Origin of the sequence: Chlorobaculum thiosulfatiphilum (genome assembly GCF_006265165.1) — a bacterium.
In the GTDB taxonomy this organism is placed as follows: domain Bacteria; phylum Bacteroidota; class Chlorobiia; order Chlorobiales; family Chlorobiaceae; genus Chlorobaculum; species Chlorobaculum thiosulfatiphilum.
This window is the reverse complement of sequence record NZ_VDCH01000006.1, coordinates 95,184-120,627: the sequence shown is the minus strand read 5'-3', so window position 1 is coordinate 120,627 and position 25,444 is coordinate 95,184. Positions and strand designations below refer to the sequence as shown.

The 25,444-nt window shown below is 57.5% G+C and carries 23 protein-coding genes; 18 read left to right on the top strand and 5 right to left on the bottom strand.

The annotated features are described in order from the left end of the window. Positions 1 to 206: 206 nt before the first annotated feature. The 6 genes from tusD (at position 207) to dsrE2 (ending at position 3,579) form a co-directional block, all read left to right on the top strand. A complete protein-coding gene (tusD, locus tag FGF66_RS04855; protein ID WP_129051129.1) occupies positions 207 to 566 on the top strand; it encodes a sulfurtransferase complex subunit TusD in 360 nt (119 codons plus the stop codon). A gap of 2 nt (positions 567 to 568) precedes the next feature. After that, positions 569 to 943 carry a sulfurtransferase complex subunit TusC gene (gene tusC, locus FGF66_RS04850; protein WP_139456561.1) on the top strand — a complete coding sequence of 125 codons (375 nt, stop codon included), beginning with the start codon at positions 569 to 571 and terminating at the stop codon, positions 941 to 943. 62 nt (positions 944 to 1,005) lie between these two features. Next, on the top strand, positions 1,006 to 1,302 hold the full coding sequence (gene tusB / locus FGF66_RS04845; protein WP_139456560.1) for a sulfurtransferase complex subunit TusB: 297 nt from the start codon (positions 1,006 to 1,008) through the stop codon (positions 1,300 to 1,302). Between the two features lie 322 nt (positions 1,303 to 1,624). After that, on the top strand, positions 1,625 to 2,578 hold the full coding sequence (locus tag FGF66_RS04840) for a sulfite exporter TauE/SafE family protein (RefSeq protein ID WP_139456559.1): 954 nt from the start codon (positions 1,625 to 1,627) through the stop codon (positions 2,576 to 2,578). Positions 2,579 to 2,585: 7 nt separating this feature from the next. Further along, positions 2,586 to 3,002 carry a DUF1634 domain-containing protein gene (locus FGF66_RS04835; RefSeq protein WP_139456558.1) on the top strand — a complete coding sequence of 139 codons (417 nt, stop codon included), beginning with the start codon at positions 2,586 to 2,588 and terminating at the stop codon, positions 3,000 to 3,002. Between the two features lie 67 nt (positions 3,003 to 3,069). Further along, positions 3,070 to 3,579, top strand: coding sequence for a sulfur carrier protein DsrE2 (gene dsrE2 / locus FGF66_RS04830; RefSeq protein WP_139456557.1), 510 nt, complete (start codon positions 3,070 to 3,072; stop codon positions 3,577 to 3,579). Here the strand turns inward: dsrE2 and FGF66_RS12615 are convergent. Further along, the gene (locus FGF66_RS12615) at positions 3,572 to 3,772 is read right to left on the bottom strand and encodes a hypothetical protein (protein ID WP_170181217.1); all 201 of its coding nucleotides are present in this window, start codon (positions 3,770 to 3,772) and stop codon (positions 3,572 to 3,574) included. The two genes, dsrE2 and FGF66_RS12615, sit on opposite strands and share 8 nt — an antisense overlap. Before the next feature lie 65 nt (positions 3,773 to 3,837). Between FGF66_RS12615 and sat the strand changes: the two genes are divergently transcribed. The 6 genes from sat to qmoC all read left to right on the top strand — a co-directional run bounded on the left by sat (position 3,838) and on the right by qmoC (position 12,509). Further along, positions 3,838 to 5,052, top strand: coding sequence for a sulfate adenylyltransferase (sat, locus tag FGF66_RS04825; RefSeq protein ID WP_139456556.1), 1,215 nt, complete (start codon positions 3,838 to 3,840; stop codon positions 5,050 to 5,052). Positions 5,053 to 5,161: 109 nt separating this feature from the next. Then, positions 5,162 to 5,584 (top strand): adenylyl-sulfate reductase subunit beta, encoded by a 423-nt coding sequence (gene aprB / locus FGF66_RS04815; RefSeq protein WP_129051136.1) that lies wholly within the window; start codon positions 5,162 to 5,164, stop codon positions 5,582 to 5,584. A gap of 30 nt (positions 5,585 to 5,614) precedes the next feature. Then, positions 5,615 to 7,591 carry an adenylyl-sulfate reductase subunit alpha gene (gene aprA, locus FGF66_RS04810; protein WP_139456555.1) on the top strand — a complete coding sequence of 659 codons (1,977 nt, stop codon included), beginning with the start codon at positions 5,615 to 5,617 and terminating at the stop codon, positions 7,589 to 7,591. 141 nt (positions 7,592 to 7,732) lie between these two features. Continuing rightward, positions 7,733 to 8,974, top strand: a complete 1,242-nt coding sequence (locus FGF66_RS04805) for a CoB--CoM heterodisulfide reductase iron-sulfur subunit A family protein (protein WP_139456554.1) — start codon at positions 7,733 to 7,735, stop codon at positions 8,972 to 8,974. Between the two features lie 3 nt (positions 8,975 to 8,977). Beyond that, a complete protein-coding gene (locus FGF66_RS04800) occupies positions 8,978 to 11,227 on the top strand; it encodes an FAD-dependent oxidoreductase (protein WP_139456553.1) in 2,250 nt (749 codons plus the stop codon). 106 nt (positions 11,228 to 11,333) lie between these two features. After that, positions 11,334 to 12,509 (top strand): quinone-interacting membrane-bound oxidoreductase complex subunit QmoC, encoded by a 1,176-nt coding sequence (gene qmoC / locus FGF66_RS04795; RefSeq protein WP_139456552.1) that lies wholly within the window; start codon positions 11,334 to 11,336, stop codon positions 12,507 to 12,509. 106 nt (positions 12,510 to 12,615) lie between these two features. On the opposite strand, the gene FGF66_RS04790 is transcribed toward qmoC, so the two are convergent. Next, positions 12,616 to 12,900 (bottom strand): hypothetical protein, encoded by a 285-nt coding sequence (locus FGF66_RS04790; RefSeq protein WP_170181216.1) that lies wholly within the window; start codon positions 12,898 to 12,900, stop codon positions 12,616 to 12,618. Between the two features lie 200 nt (positions 12,901 to 13,100). On the opposite strand from FGF66_RS04790, the gene FGF66_RS04780 reads away from it, so the two are divergent. Beyond that, the gene (locus FGF66_RS04780; protein ID WP_139456550.1) at positions 13,101 to 13,871 is read left to right on the top strand and encodes a YkgJ family cysteine cluster protein; all 771 of its coding nucleotides are present in this window, start codon (positions 13,101 to 13,103) and stop codon (positions 13,869 to 13,871) included. A gap of 74 nt (positions 13,872 to 13,945) precedes the next feature. On the opposite strand, the gene FGF66_RS04775 is transcribed toward FGF66_RS04780, so the two are convergent. From FGF66_RS04775 to FGF66_RS04765, 3 genes are all read right to left on the bottom strand, one after another. Then, positions 13,946 to 14,311, bottom strand: a complete 366-nt coding sequence (locus FGF66_RS04775) for a DsrE family protein (protein ID WP_139456549.1) — start codon at positions 14,309 to 14,311, stop codon at positions 13,946 to 13,948. Between the two features lie 309 nt (positions 14,312 to 14,620). Then, a complete protein-coding gene (gene trpD / locus FGF66_RS04770) occupies positions 14,621 to 15,706 on the bottom strand; it encodes an anthranilate phosphoribosyltransferase (RefSeq protein ID WP_139456548.1) in 1,086 nt (361 codons plus the stop codon). A 163-nt stretch (positions 15,707 to 15,869) separates the two neighbouring features. After that, positions 15,870 to 16,841 carry a zinc-dependent alcohol dehydrogenase gene (locus FGF66_RS04765; protein WP_139456547.1) on the bottom strand — a complete coding sequence of 324 codons (972 nt, stop codon included), beginning with the start codon at positions 16,839 to 16,841 and terminating at the stop codon, positions 15,870 to 15,872. 205 nt (positions 16,842 to 17,046) lie between these two features. On the opposite strand from FGF66_RS04765, the gene FGF66_RS04760 reads away from it, so the two are divergent. The 5 genes from FGF66_RS04760 (at position 17,047) to bchH (ending at position 25,444) form a co-directional block, all read left to right on the top strand. After that, positions 17,047 to 17,376 carry a hypothetical protein gene (locus FGF66_RS04760; RefSeq protein WP_139456546.1) on the top strand — a complete coding sequence of 110 codons (330 nt, stop codon included), beginning with the start codon at positions 17,047 to 17,049 and terminating at the stop codon, positions 17,374 to 17,376. An 18-nt stretch (positions 17,377 to 17,394) separates the two neighbouring features. Beyond that, positions 17,395 to 18,096, top strand: a complete 702-nt coding sequence (locus FGF66_RS04755; protein ID WP_139456545.1) for a hypothetical protein — start codon at positions 17,395 to 17,397, stop codon at positions 18,094 to 18,096. 12 nt (positions 18,097 to 18,108) lie between these two features. Then, positions 18,109 to 20,970 carry a CHAT domain-containing tetratricopeptide repeat protein gene (locus FGF66_RS04750; protein WP_342779638.1) on the top strand — a complete coding sequence of 954 codons (2,862 nt, stop codon included), beginning with the start codon at positions 18,109 to 18,111 and terminating at the stop codon, positions 20,968 to 20,970. Positions 20,971 to 21,077: 107 nt separating this feature from the next. Next, positions 21,078 to 21,440 carry a hypothetical protein gene (locus tag FGF66_RS04745; RefSeq protein WP_139456543.1) on the top strand — a complete coding sequence of 121 codons (363 nt, stop codon included), beginning with the start codon at positions 21,078 to 21,080 and terminating at the stop codon, positions 21,438 to 21,440. Positions 21,441 to 21,628: 188 nt separating this feature from the next. Next, positions 21,629 to 25,444, top strand: coding sequence for a magnesium chelatase subunit H (bchH, locus tag FGF66_RS04740; RefSeq protein ID WP_139456542.1), 3,816 nt, complete (start codon positions 21,629 to 21,631; stop codon positions 25,442 to 25,444).

The window sequence follows — 25,444 nt, the reverse complement described above, 5'->3', positions numbered from 1 at the left end:
TACTCGAAATGCGTCGGCTGCCACCTCTGCTCCCTGGTCTGCCCCTGCGGCTACATCCAGATGGGCATGGGCGACGGACTGTAAGCCGGTTGGCGAAATTCCGTCCGCCGTTGCCTGAAAGATTCATCGCAACGGCGGACGAGGTGCTGAATCAGCGCATAATCGTATATTCAGATTTTCTTTAACCTCTCAAGAAAGAACCGACGATGAACATAGGAATTCTGCTCAAGGAGGGACCTTACAACCATCAGGCGGCTGACACGGCGTTCAAGTTCGCCGAGGCGGCCATAGCCAAAGGTCATAAGGTCGATGCCATTTTCCTGTACAATGACGGCGTCATCAACGCGACCAGACTTGGCGATCCGCCCCAGGACGACCGCAATATCGCCGCCCGCTGGACGGAGCTGAGCCTGAAGCACGGCGTCGAAGTGCTCGCCTGCATCGCGGCCTCGAAGCGCCGCGGCATCAACGACGAGGTGATGATCGAAGGCGGTGAAATCACCGGCCTCGGCACGCTCACCGACATCGCTATCCGCAATGACAGACTTTTAACCTTCGGAGACTGAACATGAGTGAAGAACAGGATATCAAGAAGATCATGCACGTGATGCGCCGTGCGCCGCATGGTTCGATCTACACCTATGAAGGACTCGAAATGATCCTCATCATGGCGGCCTACGAGCAGGATCTCTCCGTTGCCTTCATCGGAGACGGCATTTATGCGCTCAAAAAGGATCAGGACACTGCCGGAATCGGCATCAAGGGTTTCTCCAAAACCTTCATGGCTCTCGATGGTTATGATGTGGAAAAACTCTATGTGGACAGGCAGTCGCTCGAAGAGCGCGGTTTGACCGAAGATGACCTGGTGGTCGATGTCGAGGTGATGGACGCCTCGGAGATCGGACGCCTGATGAACGAACAGGATGTCGTCATTCACCATTGATCCGGCCCGCGATTTCCGGGGCTGAATAACGAGCAAAGAACACTGAAACGGTAACTCACATCATGTTGCATACCATCAATAAATCTCCGTTCGAGAACAACACCTTCACCACCTGTGTCCGGTTTCTCCAGCCGGGCGACCCCGTGCTCTTCATCGAGGATGGCGTCTATGCCGTGCAGGCAGGCAACCGGTTCGGGGCGCTGATACAGTCCGTCCTGAAGAAAAACAATCCGGTCTATGCCCTCAAGCCCGATCTCGACGCCCGCGGTATTTCCGCTATCGCCGAGGGGGTGAAGACGGTTGATTATGCCGGTTTCGTCGATCTGGTCGAAGAGCACCAGGTCAGCAGCTGGCTGTAATTTTTTCGGAATGTCGCTGTTTTACCGGTTCGCCGACGGAATATTATTTCTGTCGGCAAACCGGCATTAAAGTGGCGCGATGTGCAAGTGCGGTTTCGGCGCTGAACTTATACGGCACATGGCGAAAGTACCTGTGGTGTTCGTTTCGGAATGCGTTCTTTTCAATGATTTCCCAAACGTATTTCCCTGCCTTGAGGGGGATTATTGCAGGATAAATCATATATTAAATGATTTTACTTCATCCCTGCCTGTAATTCAAGTCATTTTCGCACGGGAAGGTCGGTCTGGCGATCTTTTTACCAACAAATACAAACCTGTTGCTATGGTTTTGAAAAACATCAGAGACTGGATTGTTCCAAGTGTTCTGCTCATGTTGTTCATGATAATGCCGGAGATTGCCTGTGCTGCCGAAACCGCAATGGTCGCTGACACGGCATGGTGGGTGTGGGTGCTCGGTCTGTTTGTTTTTACCTTTTTGCTCGGTATCGTTGCCGTCATCGCCGGTGTTGGCGGCGGAGTGCTTTATGTGCCGATTGTCAGCAGCTTTTTTCCCTTTCATATCGATTTCGTCAGAGGAACCGGCCTGCTGGTCGCGCTTGCCGGAGCACTGTCCGCTGGCGCTCCGCTTCTGAGAAAAGGTCTTGCCAACCTCAAACTGGCTCTTTCCATGTCGCTGATCGGCTCCATCAGTTCCATAGCGGGAGCGCTGGTGGGACTCGCTTTGCCTGAAAATGTCATTCAGCTCTCTCTGGGCCTGACCATACTTGGCATTACGGTCATCATGTTTCTTTCAAAAAATTCAGCTTATCCTCAGATCGAGAAGCCCGATTCACTTTCGCAGGTTCTTCAGATCTATGGCATTTATTACGACGAGCATCTGAAAAAAGATGTGAACTGGCAGATACACCGGACGCCTGTTGGCCTGGTGCTCTTCATCGTGATCGGTTTCATGGCGGGCATGTTCGGGCTGGGCGCCGGCTGGGCGAACGTTCCGGTGTTCAATCTCGTCCTTGGCGCTCCCCTGAGAGTCTCCGTCGCGACCAGCGTCTTCGTGCTCTCGGTCAACGATACGGCGGCGGCCTGGGTCTATCTGCACAAAGGGGCGGTCTTGCCGCTCATCGCCGTGCCATCGGTGGCGGGCATGATGCTCGGTACGAAAATCGGCGCAAAGCTCCTGACGAAAGTACATACCAACGTGGTCAGAAGGGTGGTCATCACGCTTCTTGGAGTTGCCGGTCTGCGCGCGCTCCTCAAAGGACTTGGAATTTGGAACTGAAAAAAATATGAAACAGGAAACAGTACACGCGGACAAGGTGCAGCTCGCTTATGCGGCGATTCTCTCAAAAGCGACAACACTGAGCATCGTGTTCGTGATTCTCGGTTACGTCGTTTATATCTTTCAACTCCTGCCGCTTTCCGTGCCGATAGAACAGGTGTCGGAAAACTGGCACCTGCGAGCATCCGAATTCCACCAGAATATCCATGCTCCTTTCGGATGGAACGCCTTGAGTGACTTCGGTAAAGGCGATGCGCTGAGCTACATCTCCATCCTCTACCTTGGGGCCGTCACCATGTTTTGCCTTGTGGCGGCAGGGTTCGCGTTTCTGAAGGAAAAGAATGTGATTTATACGGTCATTTCTTTTGTGCAGCTTCTGGTACTGATTTTTGCCGCTACCGGTATCATCTCCGGCGGGCACTGATCCGGGCAGAGAAAAACTTGTCGATGTCGTTCCGTTTACCTGAATCTCAAAACGATCAATCAGTCTTATGTCAGATACCAAAAAAATTGCGATCATCGCGTCCAAAGGGACGCTGGACTGGGCCTATCCTCCCTTCATCCTCGCCTCCACGGCTGCCGCGATGGATATGGAAGCGGTCGTTTTTTTCACCTTCTACGGCCTTCCGCTGCTGAAAAAAGAGATCGAAGCCAAAGTCACGCCGGTCGGCAATCCGGCCATGCCGATGAAGATGCCGTTCGGCAGCAAGGATTTCCAGGCGATCAACTGGTCTATTCCGAATCTCATTTCAGGCAACATGCCGGGATTCGACACAATGGCCACCAGCCTGATGAAGGAGACCTTCAAGAAAAAGGGCGTGGCGACCATTGAACAGCTTCGCGAGATGTGCATCGAGGCGGGCGTCCGGTTCATCGCCTGCCAGATGACGATGGATGTGTTCGGATTCGACAAGTCTGAATTCATCGAAGGCGTCGATTACGGCGGCGCGGCATCGTTCCTCGAATATGCGGCGGACGCCAACATTTCGCTTTTCATCTGAGCTCGAAAAATGGCTGGAAAGGAAAGAGGCGCTTCCGGTTATGGAAATTATTTTGCATAATTACATACTCAACAACCGGAAGCGCCCCTCTACCGGAATGTTCATGCAGGCTGCCGTTTTTTAGCTGCGGAGTTTGGTAAATCCATCGGGATTCAATAACATGAATTTTCTTTTTCGCCGCCTCTTCAGGCAAAGCTTCAGCCGCCCGACGACATTCACTTGCATGATCCTCAATAACTCACATTAAAAAGGAGTCTCATGGCGTTAGTCAATCCACATGGCAAGGAAAAGGTTTTAAAGCCGCTTCTGTTGACCGGTGACGAACTGGTCAGCGAAAAAGAGCGAGCCAAATCCATGAAGCAGGTCAGACTCTCTTCGAGAGAGACAGGCGACCTCATCATGCTCGGTATCGGAGGCTTTACTCCGCTCACCGGCTTCATGGGCCATGCAGACTGGAAAGGAAGCGTCGAAACGTGCACGATGGCTGACGGCACCTTCTGGCCGATTCCGATCACCCTTTCGACCTCGAAGGATGAGGCCGATTCTATCGCCATCGGCGAAGAGGTGGCGCTCGTCGATGACGAATCCGGCGAACTGATGGGCAGCATGAAGATCGAGGAGAAATACTCCATCGACAAGGCTCACGAGTGCCGTGAAGTGTTCAAGACCGACGATCCGGCTCACCCCGGTGTATTGATGGTCATGAGCCAGGGCGACGTCAACCTCGCAGGTCCGGTCAAGGTCTTCAGCGAAGGTTCGTTCCCGACCGAGTTCGAGGGCATCTACATGACTCCGGCAGAGACCCGGAAAATGTTCGAGGATAACGGCTGGAGCACGGTTGCCGCCTTCCAGACCCGCAACCCCATGCACCGCTCCCACGAATACCTCGTCAAGATCGCCGTCGAAATCTGCGATGGCGTCCTCATCCACCAGCTTCTCGGCAAACTCAAACCGGGCGATATTCCCGCAGACGTCAGGCGCGATTGCATCAACGTCCTGACCGAAAACTACTTCGTCAAGGGCACCACCATCCAGGCGGGCTATCCGCTCGACATGCGCTATGCCGGTCCGAGGGAGGCGTTGCTCCATGCGCTTTTCCGCCAGAACTTCGGGTGCAGTCACCTGATCGTCGGACGCGACCACGCAGGCGTCGGCGACTACTATGGCCCCTTCGACGCACACCATATCTTCGACCAGATTCCAGCCGACGCGCTCGAAACCAAGCCGCTGAAGATCGACTGGACCTTCTACTGCTACAAATGTGACGCCATGGCGTCGATGAAAACCTGCCCGCATGAACCGGCCGACAGACTCAATCTGAGCGGAACGGCGCTCAGAAAGATGCTCTCCGAAGGCGAAGAGGTGCCCGAGCACTTCAGCCGTCCCGAGGTGCTTGAGATTCTGAGGCGCTACTATGCCGGTCTTACCGAGAAGGTTGACATCAAGATGCATTCCCACGCGATCGGGAAATGACGGTTTTCCGGGAAACCGGGATGCCCTGTTTTTTTTATCTCACTTATATCCAATGGCTTCGTAAATCGCGGGCACAGCCTGCAAATTTTCGGTTAAAGGAGGACAAATTATGCCAAGTTTCGTCATTAAAGAAAAATGTGACGGCTGCAAAGGGCAGGAACGGACAGCATGTATGTACATCTGTCCGAACGACCTGATGAAGTTGGATGTCGAAAGGATGAAGGCCTGGAACCAGGAGCCCGACCAGTGCTGGGAGTGCTACAACTGCGTGAAGATCTGCCCGCAGCAGGCTATCGAGGTCAGGGGATACGCCGATTTCGTGCCGCTGGGCGGCAACGTCATCCCGCTGAGGGGCACCGACGCCATCATGTGGACCATCAAGTTCAGGAACGGTATTCTGAAGCGCTACAAGTTCCCGATCAGAACCACCTCCGAAGGCTCCATCGATCTCTATTCGGGCAAGCCTGAGCACGATTACGCGAACCTCAAGAAGCCAGGCTTCTTCAACATGACTGAATATCCAACCATCTAAGCAAAAAAATCACTCAAGGAGGCATTATCCATGGGAGTTGAAAAAAACGAATTCAAGTTTAGCAAGAAGCCCGAAGTTGTTTATGTGGATACGGATATTCTGCTGATCGGCGGTGGCATGGCTTGCTGCGGCGCGGCGTACGAAGCGGCCAAGTGGGCTACCCCGAAAGGTCTGAAGATCACAATGGTTGACAAGGCTGCCGCTGACAGAAGCGGTGCTGTCGCCATGGGTCTTTCCGCTATCAATACCTATTGCGGCGAGAACGATCCGGCTGATTACGTAAAATACGTAAGAACTGACCTCATGGGCATCATCCGTGAGGACCTCGTCTATGACCTTGGCCGTCACGTTGACAACTCGGTTCATCTTTTCGAAGAGTGGGGTCTTCCGGTATGGAAGCGCGACGAAGACGGTTCGACCATGGATGGTTCGAAACCGGCTCCGAAGCTCGCCGAAGGTGGCAAGCCCGTTCGTTCCGGCAGGTGGCAGATCATGATCAACGGCGAATCCTACAAGGTCATCGTCGCCGAGGCCGCCAAGAAAGCCCTCGAATACAACCGCAAGGAGACCGGCGTCGAGCAGAACCTGTTCGAGCGCGTCTTCATCAGCGAACTCATCCACGACAAGAACGATCCGAGCAAGGTCGCTGGCGCGATCGGCTTCAGCGTCCGTGAGCACAAAGCTTACGTCTTCACCGCCAAAACCATGCTGCTCGCCTGCGGCGGCGCCGTGAACGTCTATCGTCCGCGCTCGACCGCTGAAGGTCAGGGCCGCGCATGGTACCCGATCTGGAACGCCGGCACCACCTACGCGCTTGCCGCCCAGGCCGGTTGCGAACTGGTGCTCATGGAGAACCGTTTCGTGCCCGCCCGCTTCAAGGACGGCTACGGCCCGGTCGGCGCATGGTTCCTGTTCTTCAAGTGCAAGGCAACCAACTCGCTTGGCGAGGACTACTGCGCAACCAACTTGGCGGCAGCCAACAAGGATTTCGGCAAGTACGCCGAAGATCCGCACAAGCTGACCACCGCCATGAGAAACCACATGATGATGATCGACATGAAGGCCGGCAAAGGCCCGATCCTCATGAGGACTCACGAAGCGATGGCCGCGCTTGCCGAGACCATGACTCCCAAGCAGATCAAGCACCTCGAAGCCGAGGCATGGGAAGACTTCCTCGACATGTGCATCGGTCAGGCTGTTGTCTGGGCCGGTAACAACATCGAGCCGGAGAAGACTCCTTCCGAGCTTATGCCGACCGAGCCGTACCTGCTTGGCTCGCACGCCGGTTGCGCCGGTATCTGGGTCAGCGGCCCTGGCGACATCGCAGGCATCCCGGCGGAATGGAGCTGGGGCTACAACAGGATGACCACCGTCGATGGTCTGTTCACCGCGGGTGACGGCGTTGGCGCTTCGGGTCACAAGTTCTCTTCCGGTTCACACGCCGAAGGCCGTATCGCCGGCAAGAACATGACCGCCTATTGCCTCGACCATGCTGACTACAAGCCGGAACTGGGCCGCGACGTTGACGAAGTGATCGCCGAGATCTACGCTCCGATGGAGACCTTCGCCAAGAACAAGGATTACAGCACCGATCCGCTTGTCAATCCGAACTACATCAGGCCGAAAATGTTCCAGGCCCGTCTCCAGAAGATCATGGACGAGTATGTCGCCGGTGTCGCCACCTGGTACACCACCAGCAAGACCATGCTCGAAAAAGGTCTCGAGCATCTGTCGCTCCTCAAGGAGGACGCCGAGAAGATGGCCGCCGAGGATCTGCACGAGCTGATGCGCGCCTGGGAGAACTACCATCGTCTGATGGCTGGCGAAGCCCATGCACGTCACATTCTCTTCAGGGAAGACAGCCGCTACCCCGGTTACTACTTCAGGGCCGACCACTTCTACGTCGATGACGAGAACTGGAAGTGCTTCACCATCTCGAAGTATGACAGGGACAGCAAAGAGTGGACTCTCTCCAAGAGGGACTACGTTCAGGTTATTCCGGACTAACCGGTTTATCGTTCAGGCATATCCCCGAGGTCGAACCTCGGGGATTGCTTTATTGGCGCCTGGATTTCGTAAGTAAACACTGGTTTGTTACCTGTTTTTCAGGAGTGTTGATTTTTGAGAGTTTATCCGCAGAGGAAAATCATGTCAGTTGAAACCATTTTAATTGTTGGCGGCGGCATCAGCGGAATCACCACGGCAGTCGAGGCTGCGGAGGTTGGTTACAATACCGTGCTTGTCGAGAAGAACCCCTACCTTGGCGGGAGGGCTGCGCAGCTCAACAAGTATTTCCCCAAACTGTGTCCCCCGTACTGCGGTCTGGAGATGAACTTCAGACGCATCAAACCCAATCCGAAAATCACCGTTTACACCATGACTGAAGTCGAGTCGGTGAGCGGTCAGGAAGGAAATTACAGCGTCAGGCTCAAGGTCAGCCCGAGGTTCGTGAACGAAAAGTGCACGGCCTGCAACGCCTGCGCGGAGGCCTGCCCTGCGGAACGGTCAAACGAATTCAATTTCGGGATGGACAAGACCAAGGCGGCCTATCTTCCGCATGTGATGTCCTATCCCATGAGATATGTCATAGACAGAAACGCCTGCAAGGACAACTCCTGCGACAAGTGCGTCAAGGCGTGTAAATACAACGCCATAGATATGAACATGAAGCCGCAGACCATCGAGATGAAGGTCGGCAGCATCGTCTATGCCACCGGCTGGAATCCTTACGATGCGTCGAGGATGGACAATCTCGGCTATGGTCGCGTCAAGAACGTCATCACCAACATGATGATGGAGCGCCTGGCCGCGCCAAACGGCCCGACGGGCGGCAAACTCTTGAGACCTTCGGACAACAAAGAGGTCAAGAAGGTGGTCTTTGTGCAGTGCGCCGGATCGAGGGACCAGAATCATCTCAACTACTGCTCGTCGATCTGCTGCATGGCTTCGCTCAAGCAGGCCACCTACGTGCGTGAAAAGGTCAAGGATTCACAGGTGGTTGTCGCCTATATAGATCTTCGCGCGCCCGGCAAGTATGAAGAGTTCCTCAACAAGGTGCAGGCCGACCAGAATGTCAAACTGGTCAAGGGCAAGGTCGCCAAGATCGAGGAGGACAAGTCCACCGGCGGCGTCATTGTCGAATTCGAGGATGTCGAGGGCGGCGGTAAAACCCATGAGCGCGCCGACATGGCCGTGCTCGCCACCGGCATGGAGCCTTGCGTCAAGACCAACTCCATGCTGAGCTTCGAGGAGAACGGCTTCATCAACGGCGGAACAGCTGCCGGAATCTACTCGACCGGCGTGGCCAAGAGGCCGTCCGATGTAACCACATCCATTCAGGATGCGACCGGCATGGCATTGAAAAGCATTCAAAGTCTCGTGAGGAGTTAAACCATGGCTGATGAGAAAAAAATAGGAGTATATCTCTGTACCGACTGCGGCATCGGGGAGGCATTGAATGTGGATGAACTTGAAGCGGTGGCCAAAAAAGAGTTCAAGGTTCCTGTCTGCAAACAGCATCCCAACCTGTGCAGTAACGAAGGTGTGCAGATCATCAAGGATGACCTCAACAACGGAGAGGTCAACAAGATCGTCATCGCCGCCTGTTCGCAGAGGGTGAACAACGAGGTGTTCAATTTCGACCCGCTGACTTACGTCACCGAAAGGGTAAACCTGCGTGAGCAGGTGGTCTGGACGGCCCCGAAAGGCGAGGACAAGGAGGGCACCCAGTTGATGGCCGCCGACTATCTGCGGATGGGCATCACCAGGGTGCAGAAATCCGAGGTGCCGATACCGAAGCTTGCCGACGTGAACCGCACCGTGCTGGTTGTCGGTGGCGGCGTGACCGGCCTGACCGCGGCGCTCGAATCGTCGCAGGCGGGCTACAAGGTGGTGCTGGTCGAAAAAGCGCAGGAGCTTGGCGGCTGGGCCAAAAAAATGTACCGCGTTTTCCCGACCAAACCGCCGTTCGCCGAGATCGAACAGCCGACCATCGGCGTGAAGATCGACGCGGTCAAAAAGGATGGCAACATTACCGTGCACACCGGCACCACCATCGCATCCATCGATGGCGGCCCTGGTGAGTACAAGGTGACGATCGACAGGAACGGCTTGCAGGAAACCTTCGATGCCGGCTCAATCGTGCTCGCTGCTGGCTGGAAGCCCTATAACGCCAGTAAACTCGGCCATCTCGGCTACGGCAAGCATCGCAACGTCGTGACCAACCTCGAATTCGAGCAGAACGTCGCGAAAACCGGCGGCAAGGTGACGCGCCCGTCCGATGGCAAACCGGCAAAAAATGTCGTTTTCCTCCAGTGCGCCGGTCAGCGTGACAAGGATCATGTGCCTTACTGCTCGACCGTCTGCTGCAACGTTTCCCTCAAGCAGGCCAAATATGTGCGTGAATCGGATCCCGATGCCGGGGCCTTTATCGTCTATAAGGATATGCGCACCGTCGGCCTGTACGAGAATTTCTACAAGAGCGCCCAGGACGACGAGGGCATTTTCCTCACCAAGGGCGAGATTCTTGGCCTCAAGGAGGAGTCCGACGGCAGCCTGGTTGTCGAGATCGATAACCAGCTTCTCGGCAGGAAGATGAAAATCAAGGCCGACATACTCGTGCTCGCTACCGGCATGGTGTCGAGCATGGTGCCTGATGAAATGTCGGTCAACAACCTGACTCCGGAGTATATTGGCAAAATGGTCCAGAGAGAGACCTCGGACGGTGTGCTCGAAGCGCTTGAACCGGAGAGCCTCATCCTGAACCTCAAGTATCGCCAGGGTCCGGAAATGCCGCATCTCAAATGGGGTTTTCCCGATTCTCACTTCATCTGTTTCCCCTACGAAACGCGCAGAACGGGTATCTACTCCGCCGGCGCGGTGCGTCATCCGATGGATGCCGTGCAGGCAACCGCCGACGCCACCGGCGCGGCCCTCAAGGCGATCCAGTGCATGGAGCTGACGGCGCAGGGGCGCGCGGTGCATCCGAGAACTTGGGACAGAACCTATCCGGAAATCCGCTTCGAGAGCTGTACCCAGTGCCGCCGCTGCACTGTCGAATGCCCGTTTGGCGCGTACAACGAAAAGTCGGACGGTACGCCGCTCGATTTCCCGTCACGCTGCCGCCGTTGCGGCGTTTGCATGGGCGCCTGTCCGCAGCGGGTCATCTCGTTCAGGGACTACAGCGTCGATATGATTTCCGCGATGATCAAGTCTATCGAGGTGCCCGACGAGGGAACCTTCGTTCTGGGCTTTGTCTGCGAAAACGACGCCTATCCGGCCTTCGACATGGTGGGTCTGAACCGGATCGCCATGAACACCAATTTCCGGTTCATTCCGCTGCGCTGCCTGGGCGGTCTGAATCTGGTGTGGATCGCCGACGCCCTCTCTCGCGGCATCGACGGCATTCTTTTGCTTGGTTGCAAATATGGCGACGACTACCAGTGCCACTACGTCAAGGGCAGCCAGATGGCCAACGAACGCCTCGGCAAGGTTCAGGAGACGCTCGACAGGCTCATGCTCGAATCCGAGCGCGTCGAGCAGGTGCAACTCGCCATCAACGAGTGGGACAAGCTGCCGGGCATTCTCGCGGAGTTCTCGAAGAAGATCGAAGATATAGGTGACAATCCGTACAAGGGATTCTAAATCAACCACTGCGGGCAACAGGACAACGCCGCTTCCCGAGCGATCGGAAGTCAAGCGGCGTCCTTGTTGTCCCGGTTCATACCGCTGTTAATTCTGGAGGTTTTCTATGGCTCAAGAGACTGTATTTACACCGGACGTAAAGTTCGTCAGGGAGCTGCAAAAGGCCGGTGCCGATACATTGAAAAAGTGCTATCAATGCGCGACCTGCTCCGTGGTGTGCCCGTTGGCTCCTGACGACAAGCCCTTTCCGAGAAAGGAGATGCTCATGGCGCAATGGGGCCTGAAGGACGAGCTGCTCAAAAGCTCCGACATCTGGCTCTGCCACAACTGCAACGACTGCTCCAAATACTGCCCGCGCGGCGCCAGGCCGGGCGACGTACTCGCGATTTTGCGCAAAACGGTCATTCAGGAAAACGCCTTCCCGAGGTTCATGGGAAAACTCGTCGGCGACCCGAACAACATCTGGCAGGCGCTGCTCATTCCGATCGTGCTGTTCCTCGTCATTCTCGGTGTGACCGGGCACCTGCACATCCCTGAGGGTCAAGTGGTTTTCTCGAAGTTTTTCCCGGTTGAAATCATCGACGGCGTCTTCGTACCGCTTTCGGCGCTGGCCGTCGGCATGTTCGCCGTCAGTATTTCGCGCTTCTGGAAGAACATGACCGAGGCTTCAGGGATGACGCCGAAAGCCGAGTTCATGCCGAGTCTCATTGAGACGCTCAAGGAGATCATGACGCACTCGAAGTTCAGGAAGTGCGACGAAAACAAGGATCGTTCGGTCTCGCATGCGCTGGTTTTCTACGGCTTTATCGGCCTGGCGATCACCACCGGGTGGGCGGTGTTCAACCTGTACGTCCTGCATTGGGAGCTGCCCTACGCGGTTGACGAGCATTCGCTCGCGATTTTCGGAGGTTCCGCAGCCTTGGCCTGGGCCTACAAAATCGTCTTCAAGCTGTTCGCCAACGCCAGCGCGCTCATGCTTCTGGTTGGCGGTGTGCTGGTGATCACCAATCACCTCAAAGAGCGGAGCGTCGAGACTACCACATCGTCGTTCGACTGGCTCTTTGCCGGTATCGTGCTGATGGTTGGCGTGAGCGGTTTCCTCGCACAGGTGATGCGCGTGACGAACTTCCCGGCGGCGCTGGCCTATGGCACCTACTTCATCCACCTCGTGCTGGTGTTCTACATCATCGTTTACCTGCCGTACTCGAAGCTCGCCCACTTCGTTTACCGGACGGCGGCGATTACCTACACGAAGATGCTGAAGCGGGACGTCGAAATGTAATGAGCGTCGAGGCGGTTTTTCCGCGCGAAGGAAGGTTGAAATGCAAAGGGGTCGCCATGTTGAAGAGGCGACCCCGTTTGTTTGAAGGCTTTGTCTGGCGGCGGGCTTACTCTTCGATGATCTGGCCTGTCATGCCGTCGGGGCTGAAGACGCACATCGCGTCGAACACGCCGTTGTCTGGATAGCACATGCAGCGGTAGGAGGCAGTCTTGTTGTAGTTGTTTTTCAGGTTGGCCCAGCCGTTCACGTAGAGTTTGCACTCGTCGTTGAAGCAGATGTACATGTAAGGAGTACACCAGCCCAAACCATCCCCATAGTTGATCGGAGGCGGTTCGCATTTTTTCATTTTCGCGCCGCAATGGGGGCACTCGGGAGCTTCCGTTATCTTCATGCTATTTCTGATTGAATCTAAATTTGGGTAAGTTCATCGACCCTGGAGGGCTTTCCGAAGAAGCGGGAGCGTTCTGCTCCTGTCCCGGAATCCAGTCATGATAACCCATCCGGAGAGTTTCTGCAACAGTTTATCACGAACATTCCGCTGTTTTTCCCTGTTTCCGGACGGGGCGGGCGGTAGAACAAACAAGCAAGACGATGGAGAACATTCTCGAAAAACTCGGCATAGAACTCAACGCAGAGACCCGCCTCACCGGCGACAGCAAGTTCAGCTTCAACTGCCACAGCGGCCTTTCATGCTTCAACACCTGTTGCAGCAATCTGGATATCGTGCTCACCCCCTACGATATTCTGCGGATGAAAAACCGCCTCGGCCTTTCGTCCGCCGAATTCATTTCGGCGTACACCGAGCCGGTGATCCAGAAAGAGTCGAAGTTGCCCTTCCTGAAGCTCAAGCTCGGCGAGGAAGGCAAGTGCCGGTTCGTCGCCGCCGAGGGGTGCACGGTCTATGGCGACCGTCCGGCGGCGTGCCGCTACTATCCGCTTGGCTTTGGCATCTACAAAAACGAAGAGGCCGGAGACGATTTCTATTTCCTTATCAAGGAGGAGCACTGCAAGGGATTCGGCGAACAACGCGAATGGACGGTGGGCGAGTGGCGCAAAAACCAGGGAATTGACGAATATGACGACAAGAATCGCGTCTGGATGGAGGTGATTCTCAACAAGAAGCTCTACAGCCCGGAACTCGAACCCGACGAAAAGAGCCTCAAGATGTTCTTCATGGCGAGCTACGACCTCGACGCCTTCCGGGATTTCGTCTTCGAGAGCCGCTTCCTCGACGTTTTCGACATCGAAGAGGAGCGTCTCGAAATAATCAGGAGCGACGACTCCGAGCTGATGCTCTTCGCCCACCAATGGCTGCTTTTCGCGCTCTTCAAAAAGCCGACGATGAATCTCAAGCAGGCGTGATTTTTTTCCCCAAATCTCGCCAATAGGTCGTATAAGTCCTGTACGACCTATTGCGCGTTTATTGTGAGTTCACCTCAGTACGTCACCACCTGCGATGCGCCCATCACCGACACGACAAGCGTTCCGGCCGCGCCGATTTGCGCTTTTTCGATAAGTTCCTCATGGCCGATGTTTCGCTGGGCGAGGCAGGGTGAGCAGAGGTAGAGCTTGCCGCCCATTTCGAGGAAAGTGTCGAGCATCTCCTTGAGCGGCTGAAACCCTGGCGCGTTGACCTTTTCCGCTTCTCCCTGTCGGGCAAGAATGACCGCCGAGGACTGGAGAAACATGGTGACCTCGATATCGAGGGCTTGCGAAGCCGTGGCGAGCACGAAAGGAAGCGAAGCCTTTTCGGGATTTTCGGGCCCGATGGTGCTGATGATGAGCAGTTTGCTGGTTTCCATGAAGGGGATGTTTGAGGTTGATGACAAACGGGAAACACAAGGCAATCCCAAAACGGGAAATAATTTGCCAGAACGTAAAGTCGCGATTACGCGGCAACGGCCAGACAAGCCCGCTTCGGTTATCGAAGCGTCGTGAATGAAAAAATATACGTTTCCGGAGCGCTATTTTAAAGCCGTTACCTTTTTATTCGCCTCATGCTGCTTGTCGTTATCGGCGAAGACAAGCGTCGAAAGCGCCGGGCGGGAGAGGTCAGATTGTTCACCCATCTCGCCCGGTTTTCGCGTCTCTCCGGTTTCAGCGCGGAATGGTCAGAGGCATTCCGTGACAGCGCCGATTCCCTGATACTCGCGCATCGCTTCGAACTTCTCCCAGGCCGCGCCCGTTTCGAGGGCTTCCCGCGCCATCTGTGCGCCTTCGCGGTAGCTGGCGGCCATTCCGGAGATGTAGAGGGCTGCGGCGGCGTTCATGCAGAAGAACTCCGCCGCTGCGCCGCCGCGCTTGCTTTGCAAGACTTCCGTGACCACGGCGGCATTTTCTCCGGCGCTCTTCATGCTTGCGATCGCATCGAACGGCACGGTTTTCAGTCCGAAATCTTCCGGCGTCACCTCGTAGGCCGAGATGGTTCCGCTACGCAGTTCGACCACCTTTGTCGGGCCGCAAAGCGAGAACTCGTCCATGCCGAGCGACTGGTCGAAGCCATCCGCCAGACCGTAGGGCGAAAGGGCGGCGGACATGCCGATTTCGGCGAGAATGTCGATCATCTGCATCGAGACTTCGGGGGCGTACGCGCCGATAACCGCGCAGTTGTTCTGAGCGCAGGGGCGGGTGAGCGGGCCGAGGATGTTGAAGGCCGAGGTGAAGCGCATGGAGCCGATCAGCCTCGCCCAGCCCGACTTCAGGAAAGCCTCGCCGGGCAGGTAGCAGATGCCGGTGTTTTGCAAGCTCAGCGCGGCGCGTTCCAGCGGATGGTCGAGGTCGATGCCCATCGACTCGAAAATGTCCGAAGCGCCCGACACGCCGGTTACGAGCCGCGCACCTTTCTTCGCGACAGGCAGGCCGCAGGCAGCCGCGATCAACGCCGCCGGGCTGGAGCAGTTCAGCGTCTTGAGCCTGTCCGACCCCGTGCCGACAATGTCGCACACCGGCCCGTCGAGATCGATGTCGATCTTCGCCGTATCGTGCCGGTCGAGCGCGTCCCACGCGCCCGAAAGCTCCCCGGTTGTTGGCTTGCGCATCAGGTGCGCCGCCAGAAACGCTCCCTGCTGAAGCTCCGGCTGGATGTTGAGAATGACTTGCCGGTAAGCCTCGTACGACTCCTCACGGCTCATGACGTGGCCCGAAGCGATGGACGAAATCAGTCTGCCGAAAGCGCGAAGTGCCTGTTCGTGTGGCATTGGTTGGTCGTGTTGGCGGGTTTTTGGTTTTCGAGATTGGGACTGTTGGGACGCATGGGACAATTGGGACTTGCAGGATGAAGAGATGAGTAAATAAAGATTATAGTTGACCGTTCTTCGTAGGGGCGGTTCGCAAACCGACCCTACAAAACGCAAAAGAATTTCAACTTTCAACGATCACTTGCCTGAAGCCTGTTCCTGCGAGCACCGTTTCCATGACTGCGGGCGCTTCGTCGAGGCGGATCGTGCGTTCGAGGAGGAAGCCGAGGTCGTGGCCGTAGCGGGCGAAGAGGCTCAGGGCGTCGCGCATGTCCTGGCGGGTGCAGCCGTAGGAGCCGACCAGTTCGAGTTCCCGGTAGTGCAACTCGCTGAAGATTGTGGTGGGACTCTCCGGTACGCTGCCGAGGCCGCTGAAGAGGCAGAACCTGCCGCCCGGCGCGAGATGACGGATGCCCGATTCAAGGGTTTCTGCGGACGAGGTCGCGTTGAAGACGATGTCGAATCTGTCGCGCGAGTCGGGCGTTGTGGCGTCGATGGCGTAGCGGCTTCGAAACCCGGCGCTTCTTGCGAGCTTCGCTTCGTCGGGATCGCTCATCGTCACGCTCGCGCCACGGTTGATCGCCGCCACGGCGAGCAGGATGCCGAGCGTGCCAGCGCCGTAAATCAGCACCCGGTCGGCGCGGCGGGCGCAGCTCTGCTTTATGCCGTGGATCGCGCAGGCGAGCGGTTCGGCGAGGGCGGCGAGCGTCGCGCCGACCCCTTTCGGCACTTCGACGAGGCTCGAACGCGGCGCGATCAGCCGCTCGGCGAAGCCGCCATCGCGGTGGAAGCCGGTGATCCGCATCTCCGGGCAGAGATTCTCCCGCCCGCTCCGGCAGGCGCTGCACGACCCGCAAGCGCTTCCCGGCCACACCGCGAAGAGCCGTCCCGGAGCCTCATCAATAGTGCCGCACACCTCGTGGCCGAGCACTCTCGGCATCACCAGATCGCGATGGCCTGACCGCCACATTTTCGCATCGGTGCGGCAAATCGCCGCCGCCGCAACCCGCACGGCTACCTCATGCTCACCCGGAACCGCCAACTCCCGCTCCGCCAGCTCGAACCGTTCCCTGCCGGTCAGCACCAATGCTTTCATCTCTTTGCAAATTCAGTCGTGAACAAAAGCGCCAACATTCAGCGCCACGGTATCTACATATTTTTGAAAGAGTTTAGAAATATTTTCAAGGGGATTTAACGGAAAATATTTTCCGCTTCTCACCCCCTTTTCTGTGATCGTCGCGCGGAAAATTCCGTAGTGATCGGTTAACTTCGAAGAAATTGCACTTCAACCCTTGATTGCTATGGACTATCGTCTTGCTTTCGATCCCTCGCTTGATCTCGCCGCCGCCGAGCTTGCCTCGGCATGGAATGACTGTGATTATGCCGGACAAGCCGTAGCCAGCCTCCAGCCCGTTTCCGTCTCGTCGTTTCCGATGACGGAGATGACGGTGATTTTGCTGTCGGCGGCGGCAAGCATTCCGGCGACGGTGATTGCGACCTTCATCAGTGACTATCTCAAGCAGAAGTTTTCCGGCAAGCAGCCGCCCGTGGTCGAGGTAACGACCATCACCACGCCCGACGGCGAGCCGCTGTTCATCATCCGCAAAAGCATCGAACAGCAAGAGCCTTAACCCCAACCATTTCACAGCATGGCTATTCAGGTTTTCATCAAAGAGCGCTCCCGCGAGGGCGAGAATTTCAAGGCAACCGTGCGCTTTGGTGAATATGGCGCGGATTATCCGCCGCTGACCGTCGCCAATCCGGCGAAACCGGAGCAGGAGCGCGAGCTTGAGTGGTACTTCGAGGAGTGGCTGAACTTTCCTTTTACCGACAAGGCGCGGGCGCAAGGAGCTGCTGATTTCATCCGGGTGTATGGCGAAGCGCTTTTCAGGCAGGTGTTTCGGAGCGATCCCGATGTGTATGCGGCGTATCAGTCGGCGATGCGCGATGGCGGCGTGTTGTTGCAGGTCATCGGTTCGCCGGAGTTTCATGCGCTGCACTGGGAGACGCTCAAGGATCCGAACCTGCCGCATCCGCTGGCGGTTGGCCAGCCGGTGGTGCGCAAGAATCGGAAGGCCGTCACCAATTCCGCGACGCTTCCCGAAGTGCCGGAGCTGCGCGTGCTGCTCGTCACCGCGCGGCCATCGGGCAGCCGCGACGTTGGCTACCGCACCATCTCGCGCCCGCTTATCGACGCGCTCGAAACCGGCAAGCTGCGAGCAACCATCGACATCGTTCGCCCCGGCACCTTCGAAGAGCTCCTGAAGCATCTCGAAAAAGCGCAGCTCGACCACGGCGGCGGCTACTACCACATGCTGCACCTCGACCTGCACGGCGCGGTGCTGAGCTGAGACGAGTATCAACTGGTTGCGAGCAAAGCGGCGGCCTCATCCGCGCATCTTTTCAAGGGTTATGGAGCCAGCGAAGTCGAGCCGTACGACGGCGAGCAGGCGTTTCTGATGTTCGAGAACGACGATTCGCGCGACGGCAACGGCGGCTTTCTGGTGAGCGCGGAGAACATCGCCGATCAGTTGCGCATCCACCAGATTCCGATTGTCGCCCTGAACGCCTGCCAGTCGGGCAAGCAGCTTGGCAACACCGCGACCGAAACCAGCCTCGGCAGCCGCCTCCTGGCGTCGGGGGCGCAGCTCGTCATCGCGATGGGCTATTCGGTCACGGTGTCGGCGGCGCGAATCTTCATGACCCGTTTTTACGAAGAGCTGCTCGCGGGGCGCGAACCGTCGAGCGCGATTCGCGCGGCCCGTCTGGAGCTGCATCGCGACAAAGCTCGCCGCGCGGCGTACAACAAGGAGATCGATCTCGAAGACTGGATGCTGCCGGTGATCTACCAGAACGCTCCGCCTCGGTTCCGGTTTACCGCCGCCGCGCCGGGAGCCGCGCCATCCACGCCGCGCTACTCGCATCCCAAGCCGCTGTATGGATTTTTCGGACGCGACCTCGACGTGCTTGAAATCGAGCGCCGCCTGCTCTTGCGCGGCAACCTCTTGCTCGTGCAGGGGATGGGCGGCGCGGGCAAGAGCACGCTGTTGCATCACCTCGGCTGGTGGTGGCAGAAAACCCGCTTCGTCGAGCAGGTTTTTTACTTCGGCTACGACCTCAAGGCGTGGCGCTTGCCGGAGATCGTCCATAATATCGGCGAGCAGCTCGGCTTGCCGCAGAGCGGGCGGATGCAGGATGACCGCGCCGAGGTCGTCCGCGCCCTCAAACACACTCGCCATTTGCTGATGCTCGACAACATGGAGTCGATCACCGGCGAGCGGCTTTCGATTCCCAACACGCTGAACGAGGCGGAGCGGCTGGAGCTGAAAGGGTTCCTGCACGAGTTGCAGGTCGGCAGAACGCTGATGCTGCTCGGCTCGCGCGGCGATGAAGCGTGGCTGCACCCGATGCCGCTCAACGGGCATCGAATCTACGACCTGCCCGGCCTGGACGGCGAGTCAGGCAGCCAGCTTGCCGACAAGATTCTCCGCGACATTGGCGCGCCGAACTGGCCCGGTCAGCCGGAGCACCGCGACGACTTCAAGCGGCTCATGAAGCTGCTTGGCGGCTACCCGCTGGCGATGGAGGTGGTTCTCTCGAACCTCGCCCGCTCGACGCCCGCGGAGGTGCTCCTTCGCCTCGAAGCCGCCGACATCGATCTCGACAACCAGTCGGCAACCGCCGGAAAGACCGACAGCATCATCAAATGCATCGACTACTCCCACAGCAACCTCTCCGAACCCGCCCAGCAGCTATTGCTTACACTTGCTCCGTTCAAGGGCGTGGTGAACAAGAATTGGCTTGAACAGTACAGCGAGCGACTGCTTGCCCAGCCTGTGCTTGCCGGGTTGCCGTGCGACAAGTGGGATGAGGTGCTGAAAGAGGCGGAGAAGATGGGATTGCTCAAGCCGCATGAGGATGATTGGCTTGCTGAAAATGGCTACCTCAGCTTGCAGCCGGTGTTTCCCTTTTTCCTGAAGGCGCGACTCAATGAACCGGCTCAGGCGGAGCGCAAAGAGGCGATTGAAACCGCATTTCGTGAGCATTACGAAGGGATCGGGAGATTTGTAGGAGAACTCACGGATTCAAAAGAGGCCGGTCAACAGCAGGCTGGATTTGCGCTGATCGGCGTGGAGTACGAAAATTTCTACACAGCTTTGCAGATCGCGCTGAGGCAGCAGCGGTCTATTTTATCGGTACTTAAGCCGCTTTCTGATTTTCTCGACAAAACCCGGCAGCACCCGCAAGGGCTTGAACTTGGCAGGCAGGTCATGCAAGCCTTTGAACGCTGGCCGAAAGAGCTGATCCAAGGCCAGACTGGTTATGAGTTTGTCGGTGTGCTCTGTGACAGTATTGGGAAAAAGTTCTATCTGTTGCAGCAGTTTCAGGAGGCGGAAGAGGCATACTCGAAGGCGTTGGAACTTTGGGATGGGATGATGATTCAGTCGCCTGAACATAAAGGGAAGCAAAGAGCAACGATTCTGCACCAGTTGGGCTTGGTGGCTCAGGTTCAGCAGAAATATGAAGAGGCGGAACGGTACTACAAGGAGGCGCTTGCGATCAAGATCGAGTACAACGCTCGGTATGAGCAGGCGAAGACGCTGCACGCTCTTGGTGCCGTGGTTCAGAAACAGCGGAAGTATGATGAGACTGAGCGTTACTACAAGGAGGCGCTGGGAATTTATATCGAGTACAATGACAGATTTTGGCAAGCAGGTGCGCTGCACCATTTGGGCATTGTGGCTCAGCATCAGCGGAAGTATGCCGAGGCAGAGCGTTACTTCAAAGCAACACTTGCGATCATGATCGAGTATAATACGCGATTTGAACAGGCGGCTCCGCTTCATCAATTGGGATTGGTAGCTCAAGAACAGAAGAAGTATGAAGAGGCTAGGCAATATTACAAAGATGCATTGGCGTTATCTGTCGAGTATAATGCTCGCTTAGATCAGGCGCTTACGTTGCACCAGTTGGGCAGATTGGCCGAAGATCAGCAGCAGTGGAAAGAAGCGAAAGCTTATGCGCTGGAGGCGGCGGAGTTGTTTGTCGAGTTTGAGGATCAGCACAACCTGGCGATTGCGCTTGGGTTGTTGGGCCGTATCTGGCGGGCGACCAAAGATCGTGGGATTATTGACAAGGTCGCGGTTTTGCTGAACAGTTCGGCGGCGGAGTGCGAAGCGATGTTCGACGAGGTGGCGGGGGCATCGGAAAGCGAGGAGGAGTAGAAACCTGCCGGGAAACGAGTTTACCGTAAAGTTGCATGGTTTGGCTGGTTTTGGCGCTGCCGGGGTGCTATCTATCCCGACAGGCGGATCAACCATCGGGAAGCACTATGGACTCATCAGCAGGCAGGCCAAAGCCTTCGAGCATTCACGTCGAGTGGCGGGAGAACGGGGATTTCGTGTTTTCGTGCCGTTACCGGAGGGCGGCGGACAGAGATGCGGCCTCTTGCGAGCGGTCGCCAGCGAAGCGGCATCACTTTCCCGTCATGACCCTCGCGATGGGCAACGTGCTCCGCAAGCTCCGGCGGGAGCACATCTCCTTTCCGCTCTTCCTCGTGTCGCTCGCCTTCAACCACCGGAACCTGCTCTCGGAGATCGACCGGCTGCTTCAGGCGCTGCACGAGCACGTCGAGCGGCAGGAGGGGAGCGGCGAATATACCTGCCTCATCACCTCCGGCAACGATCAGCCCTGACGCTCGCAGTCGTCGTCCCGCTTTTTGCCGCCGCCATCTACAGCCGTTCCTGTATTCCATCGCTAAGAAATATAGATGGCGGCGCTTAGGATTTAATTCCTTCTTTTATACATTAAGTGAGCGTCGGCAGGGCAGGGGTTTGCCTGTGGTCGCACGCTCAATATTAATATGTACAGACATATCCCGCCATGGCACAAAGACGTAAAATCACGGCGATTGTGGGTCTCGAGCAGTACAATGCCGGCCTCTGGAGGAAGATCAAGAACATGCTCGACAAGGATGCCGAACTCATTCAGTTGAGCGACGTCGATCTCGAAAAGCAGAATCCCGAGGCGGCGACGGCCATCCGGGAGGCCGATTGCGTGTTCATGAGCATGATCAACTTCAAGGAGCAGATCGACTGGTTCAAGGAGCAGCTCGATCAGGCGACCAACGAGAAGACCATCTTCATCTTCGAGTCGATGCCGGAGGCGATGGCGCTCACCAAAGTCGGCAGCTATCAGGTCGTCGAGGGCAAGTCGGGGATGCCCGACATGGTGAAAAAAATCGCCAAGATGCTGGTGAAGGGGCGCGACGAGGATGCGCTCTACGGCTACATGAAGCTCATGAAGATCATGCGCACCATCCTGCCGCTCGTGCCCAACAAGGCGAAGGATTTCAAGAACTGGCTGATGGTCTATTCCTACTGGCTCCAGCCGACGCCGGAGAACATCGTCAACATGTTCCGCCTGATTCTGCGCGAATATTTCGATTCCAGCGTCAAGGTCGAGCCGATTGTCGATGTGCCGAACATGGGGCTGTACCATCCCGATTCGCATGAGTATTTCAAGGATGTCAAGAGCTACAAAGGGTGGTCGAAAAAGCGCGGCGTGAACTTCGACAAGTCGCAGAAGATTGCCCTGCTCTTTTTCCGCAAGCACCTGTTGCAGGAAAAAACCTATATCGACAACACCATCCGCACGCTCGAAAAGCATGGCGTGAACGTCTTTCCGGCCTTCGTGATGGGCGTCGAGGGGCACGTGCTCGTGCGCGACTGGCTGATGAAGGAGAAGATCGACCTGCTTGTGAACATGATGGGCTTCGGCCTGGTTGGCGGCCCGGCGGGTTCGACCAAGCCCGGCACAGCGGCGGATGCGCGTCATGAAATTCTGACGGGTCTCGATGTGCCCTATATCGTTTCGCAGCCGCTCTTGATCCAGAACTTCGAGTCGTGGCATGAGCTTGGCGTCTCGCCGATGCAGGTGACCTTCACCTACTCGATTCCCGAGATGGATGGCGCGGTCGCGCCGGTGATTCTCGGCGCGTTGCAGGACGGCAAGGTCGAAACCGTGCAGGAGCGGCTCGACCGGCTGGCGATGCTTTCCAATAAATGGTTGCGCCTTCGCGCTGCCTCGAATCGCGACAAGCGCGTGGCGCTGGTGGTTTACGACTATCCGCCCGGCCTCGGCAAGAAGGCCACGGCTGCTTTGCTCGACGTACCGACCACGCTGCATCGCATCCTCCAGCGGCTGAAGAAGGAGGGCTACAACGTCGGTACGCTGCCGGAGACTCCCGAAAAGCTCTTCGAGCTGCTCGACCGGGCGACCGATTACCAGCTCATGCAGAACAAGCCCGACGCGATCAAGGTGAGCCGCGACCGGTACAACGAGCTGGCCACGTACCACGAGCGCGAGCGCATCGAGGATCGCTGGCAGGCCTTCCCCGGCGAGATCGCGCCGGTCGGCTCGGAGGAGGTGTTCATCGGCGGCCTGCGGTTCGGCAACATCTACATCGGCGTCCAGCCGCGCCTCGGCGTGCAGGGCGACCCGATGCGCCTGATCTTCGACAAGGCCAACACGCCGCACCACCAGTACATTTCGTTCTACCGCTGGATCAGCCGCGACTTCGACGCGCATGCGCTCGTGCACGTGGGAATGCACGGCTCGGTCGAGTGGATGCCGGGCCTCCAGACCGGCCTGACCGGCGAGTGCTGGCCCGACGCGCTGCTCGGCGAGGTGCCGCATTTTTACATCTATCCGGTCAACAATCCGAGCGAATCGACCATCGCCAAGCGCCGCGGGCTGGCCACGATGGTCTCGCACGTGGTGCCTCCGCTGGCCCGCGCGGGGCTGTACAAGGAGCTTCCGGCGCTGAAGGACTTGCTCGCCGACTACCGCGAGCGCCATCAGGGAGCAGACGAGGATGTCGAGCAGGTGCAGGAGGCGATCATGCAGAAGGCCGAGCTGCTCAACCTGACCGACGACTGCCCGCGTCGCGCCGACGAGCCGTTCAGCGAGTTCGTCAGCCGCCTCTACATCTACATTGTCGAGCTCGAAAACCGGCTCATCTCCAACTCGCTGCACGTCTTTGGCGAGGCCGGGCCGCTCGAATCGCAGATCATCACGATCACCGAAACCATCAAGAATCGCGGCGAAAACGGCCGCTCGCTGCCCTACATCTTCATCGACACCTCCGGCAAAAACGGCCACTACGGCAGCTACGAGGAGATTTCGAGCCTGTCGCGCAAGGGCGACGAGGCGGCCATCCAGCTCCGCGAGTGGGCCGAGAATGCCTGCCGCGAGTTCGTCAAGCAGACGATGTTCGACCGCAAAAATCCGGTGCAGGTGTTCGAGTCGGTCACCGGCGGCAGCCGGATGCCCGACGGGGACAAGCCCTTCATCCAGCGCATCATTCAGGAAGGCTCGATGATGATTCAGGCGCTCAGCGACAACCGGAGCGAGATGGACGCGCTGGTCAAGGTGCTCGATGGCGGCTACATCTCCTCCGGCCCCGGCGGCGACCTGGTGCGCGACGGCATGAACGTCTTGCCATCGGGGCGCAACATCCACTCCATCGACCCGTGGCGCATCCCGTCGGAGACCGCCTTCAAGCGCGGCACACTCATCGCCGACGGCCTGATCTCGAAGCACGTGGCCGAGAACGACGGCCAGTATCCCGAAACCATCGCCGAGGTGATCTGGGGGCTGGACACCATCAAGACCAAGGGCGAGGCGGTGGCTGTGGTGATCCGGCTCATGGGGGCGGAACCGGCCTACGACGCCTTCGGCAAGATCAGCCACTACAACCTCACGCCGCTCGACAGGCTCGGACGCCCGCGAGTTGACGTGCTGATGCAGCTCAGCCCGATCTTCCGCGATGCCTTCGGCATTCTGATGGATCAGCTCGACCGCCTCGTCAAGGATGCAGCCAAGGCCGACGAGCCGCACGAAATGAACTACATCAAAAAACACGTCGATGATGCGCTCGCCGAGGGGATGGATTTCGAGGTGGCCACCTCGCGCCAGTTCACGCAGGCGCCGGGCGCTTACGGAACGTACGTGGACGACATGATCGAAGATTCGGCGTGGGAGAACGAGGGCGACCTCGACGACCTTTTCATCCGCCGCAACAGCAGCGCCTACGGCGGCGGGCGCAAGGGCGAGAAGCAGTCGGAGATTCTGCAGAAGCTGCTCGGCTCGGTTGACCGCGTGGTGCATCAGGTTGACTCCACCGAGTTCGGCATCTCCGACATCGACCACTACTTCTCCTCCTCCGGCTCGCTCCAGCTCGCCGCACGACGCCGCAACACAAAGACCTCGGACATCAAGCTCAACTACGTCGAGTCGTTCACCTCGGACATCAAGCTCGACGAGGCCGACAAATCACTGCGTGTGGAGTATCGCTCCAAGCTGCTCAACCCGAAGTGGTTCGAGGGGATGCTCAAGCACGGCCACAGCGGCGCGGGCGAGATCAGCAACCGCGTCACCTACATGCTCGGCTGGGACGCCGTGACCAAGAGCGTGGACGACTGGGTCTATAAAAAGACCGCCGAAACCTACGCGCTCGACCCCGAAATGCGCGAACGGCTCGCCACGCTCAACCCGCAGGCGATCAAGAACATCGTGGGCCGGATGCTCGAAGCTCACGGACGCGGCATGTGGAAAGCCGACCAGAACATGATCGCCGAGTTGCAGGAAATTTACGCCGACCTCGAGGACAGGCTGGAAGGCATGGCGGACGAGTGA

What these genes read in the sequence shown, in the direction of transcription:
- tusD (WP_129051129.1), top strand. Translation starts at nt 207, where the DNA reads ATGAACATAGGAATTCTGCTCAAGGAGGGACCTTACAACCATCAGGCG.
- tusC (WP_139456561.1), top strand. Translation starts at nt 569, where the DNA reads ATGAGTGAAGAACAGGATATCAAGAAGATCATGCACGTGATGCGCCGT.
- tusB (WP_139456560.1), top strand. Translation starts at nt 1,006, where the DNA reads ATGTTGCATACCATCAATAAATCTCCGTTCGAGAACAACACCTTCACC.
- FGF66_RS04840 (WP_139456559.1), top strand. Translation starts at nt 1,625, where the DNA reads ATGGTTTTGAAAAACATCAGAGACTGGATTGTTCCAAGTGTTCTGCTC.
- FGF66_RS04835 (WP_139456558.1), top strand. Translation starts at nt 2,586, where the DNA reads ATGAAACAGGAAACAGTACACGCGGACAAGGTGCAGCTCGCTTATGCG.
- dsrE2 (WP_139456557.1), top strand. Translation starts at nt 3,070, where the DNA reads ATGTCAGATACCAAAAAAATTGCGATCATCGCGTCCAAAGGGACGCTG.
- sat (WP_139456556.1), top strand. Translation starts at nt 3,838, where the DNA reads ATGGCGTTAGTCAATCCACATGGCAAGGAAAAGGTTTTAAAGCCGCTT.
- aprB (WP_129051136.1), top strand. Translation starts at nt 5,162, where the DNA reads ATGCCAAGTTTCGTCATTAAAGAAAAATGTGACGGCTGCAAAGGGCAG.
- aprA (WP_139456555.1), top strand. Translation starts at nt 5,615, where the DNA reads ATGGGAGTTGAAAAAAACGAATTCAAGTTTAGCAAGAAGCCCGAAGTT.
- FGF66_RS04805 (WP_139456554.1), top strand. Translation starts at nt 7,733, where the DNA reads ATGTCAGTTGAAACCATTTTAATTGTTGGCGGCGGCATCAGCGGAATC.
- FGF66_RS04800 (WP_139456553.1), top strand. Translation starts at nt 8,978, where the DNA reads ATGGCTGATGAGAAAAAAATAGGAGTATATCTCTGTACCGACTGCGGC.
- qmoC (WP_139456552.1), top strand. Translation starts at nt 11,334, where the DNA reads ATGGCTCAAGAGACTGTATTTACACCGGACGTAAAGTTCGTCAGGGAG.
- FGF66_RS04790 (WP_170181216.1), bottom strand. Translation starts at nt 12,900, where the DNA reads ATGAAGATAACGGAAGCTCCCGAGTGCCCCCATTGCGGCGCGAAAATG.
- FGF66_RS04780 (WP_139456550.1), top strand. Translation starts at nt 13,101, where the DNA reads ATGGAGAACATTCTCGAAAAACTCGGCATAGAACTCAACGCAGAGACC.
- FGF66_RS04775 (WP_139456549.1), bottom strand. Translation starts at nt 14,311, where the DNA reads ATGGAAACCAGCAAACTGCTCATCATCAGCACCATCGGGCCCGAAAAT.
- trpD (WP_139456548.1), bottom strand. Translation starts at nt 15,706, where the DNA reads ATGCCACACGAACAGGCACTTCGCGCTTTCGGCAGACTGATTTCGTCC.
- FGF66_RS04765 (WP_139456547.1), bottom strand. Translation starts at nt 16,841, where the DNA reads ATGAAAGCATTGGTGCTGACCGGCAGGGAACGGTTCGAGCTGGCGGAG.
- FGF66_RS04760 (WP_139456546.1), top strand. Translation starts at nt 17,047, where the DNA reads ATGGACTATCGTCTTGCTTTCGATCCCTCGCTTGATCTCGCCGCCGCC.
- FGF66_RS04755 (WP_139456545.1), top strand. Translation starts at nt 17,395, where the DNA reads ATGGCTATTCAGGTTTTCATCAAAGAGCGCTCCCGCGAGGGCGAGAAT.
- FGF66_RS04745 (WP_139456543.1), top strand. Translation starts at nt 21,078, where the DNA reads ATGGACTCATCAGCAGGCAGGCCAAAGCCTTCGAGCATTCACGTCGAG.
- bchH (WP_139456542.1), top strand. Translation starts at nt 21,629, where the DNA reads ATGGCACAAAGACGTAAAATCACGGCGATTGTGGGTCTCGAGCAGTAC.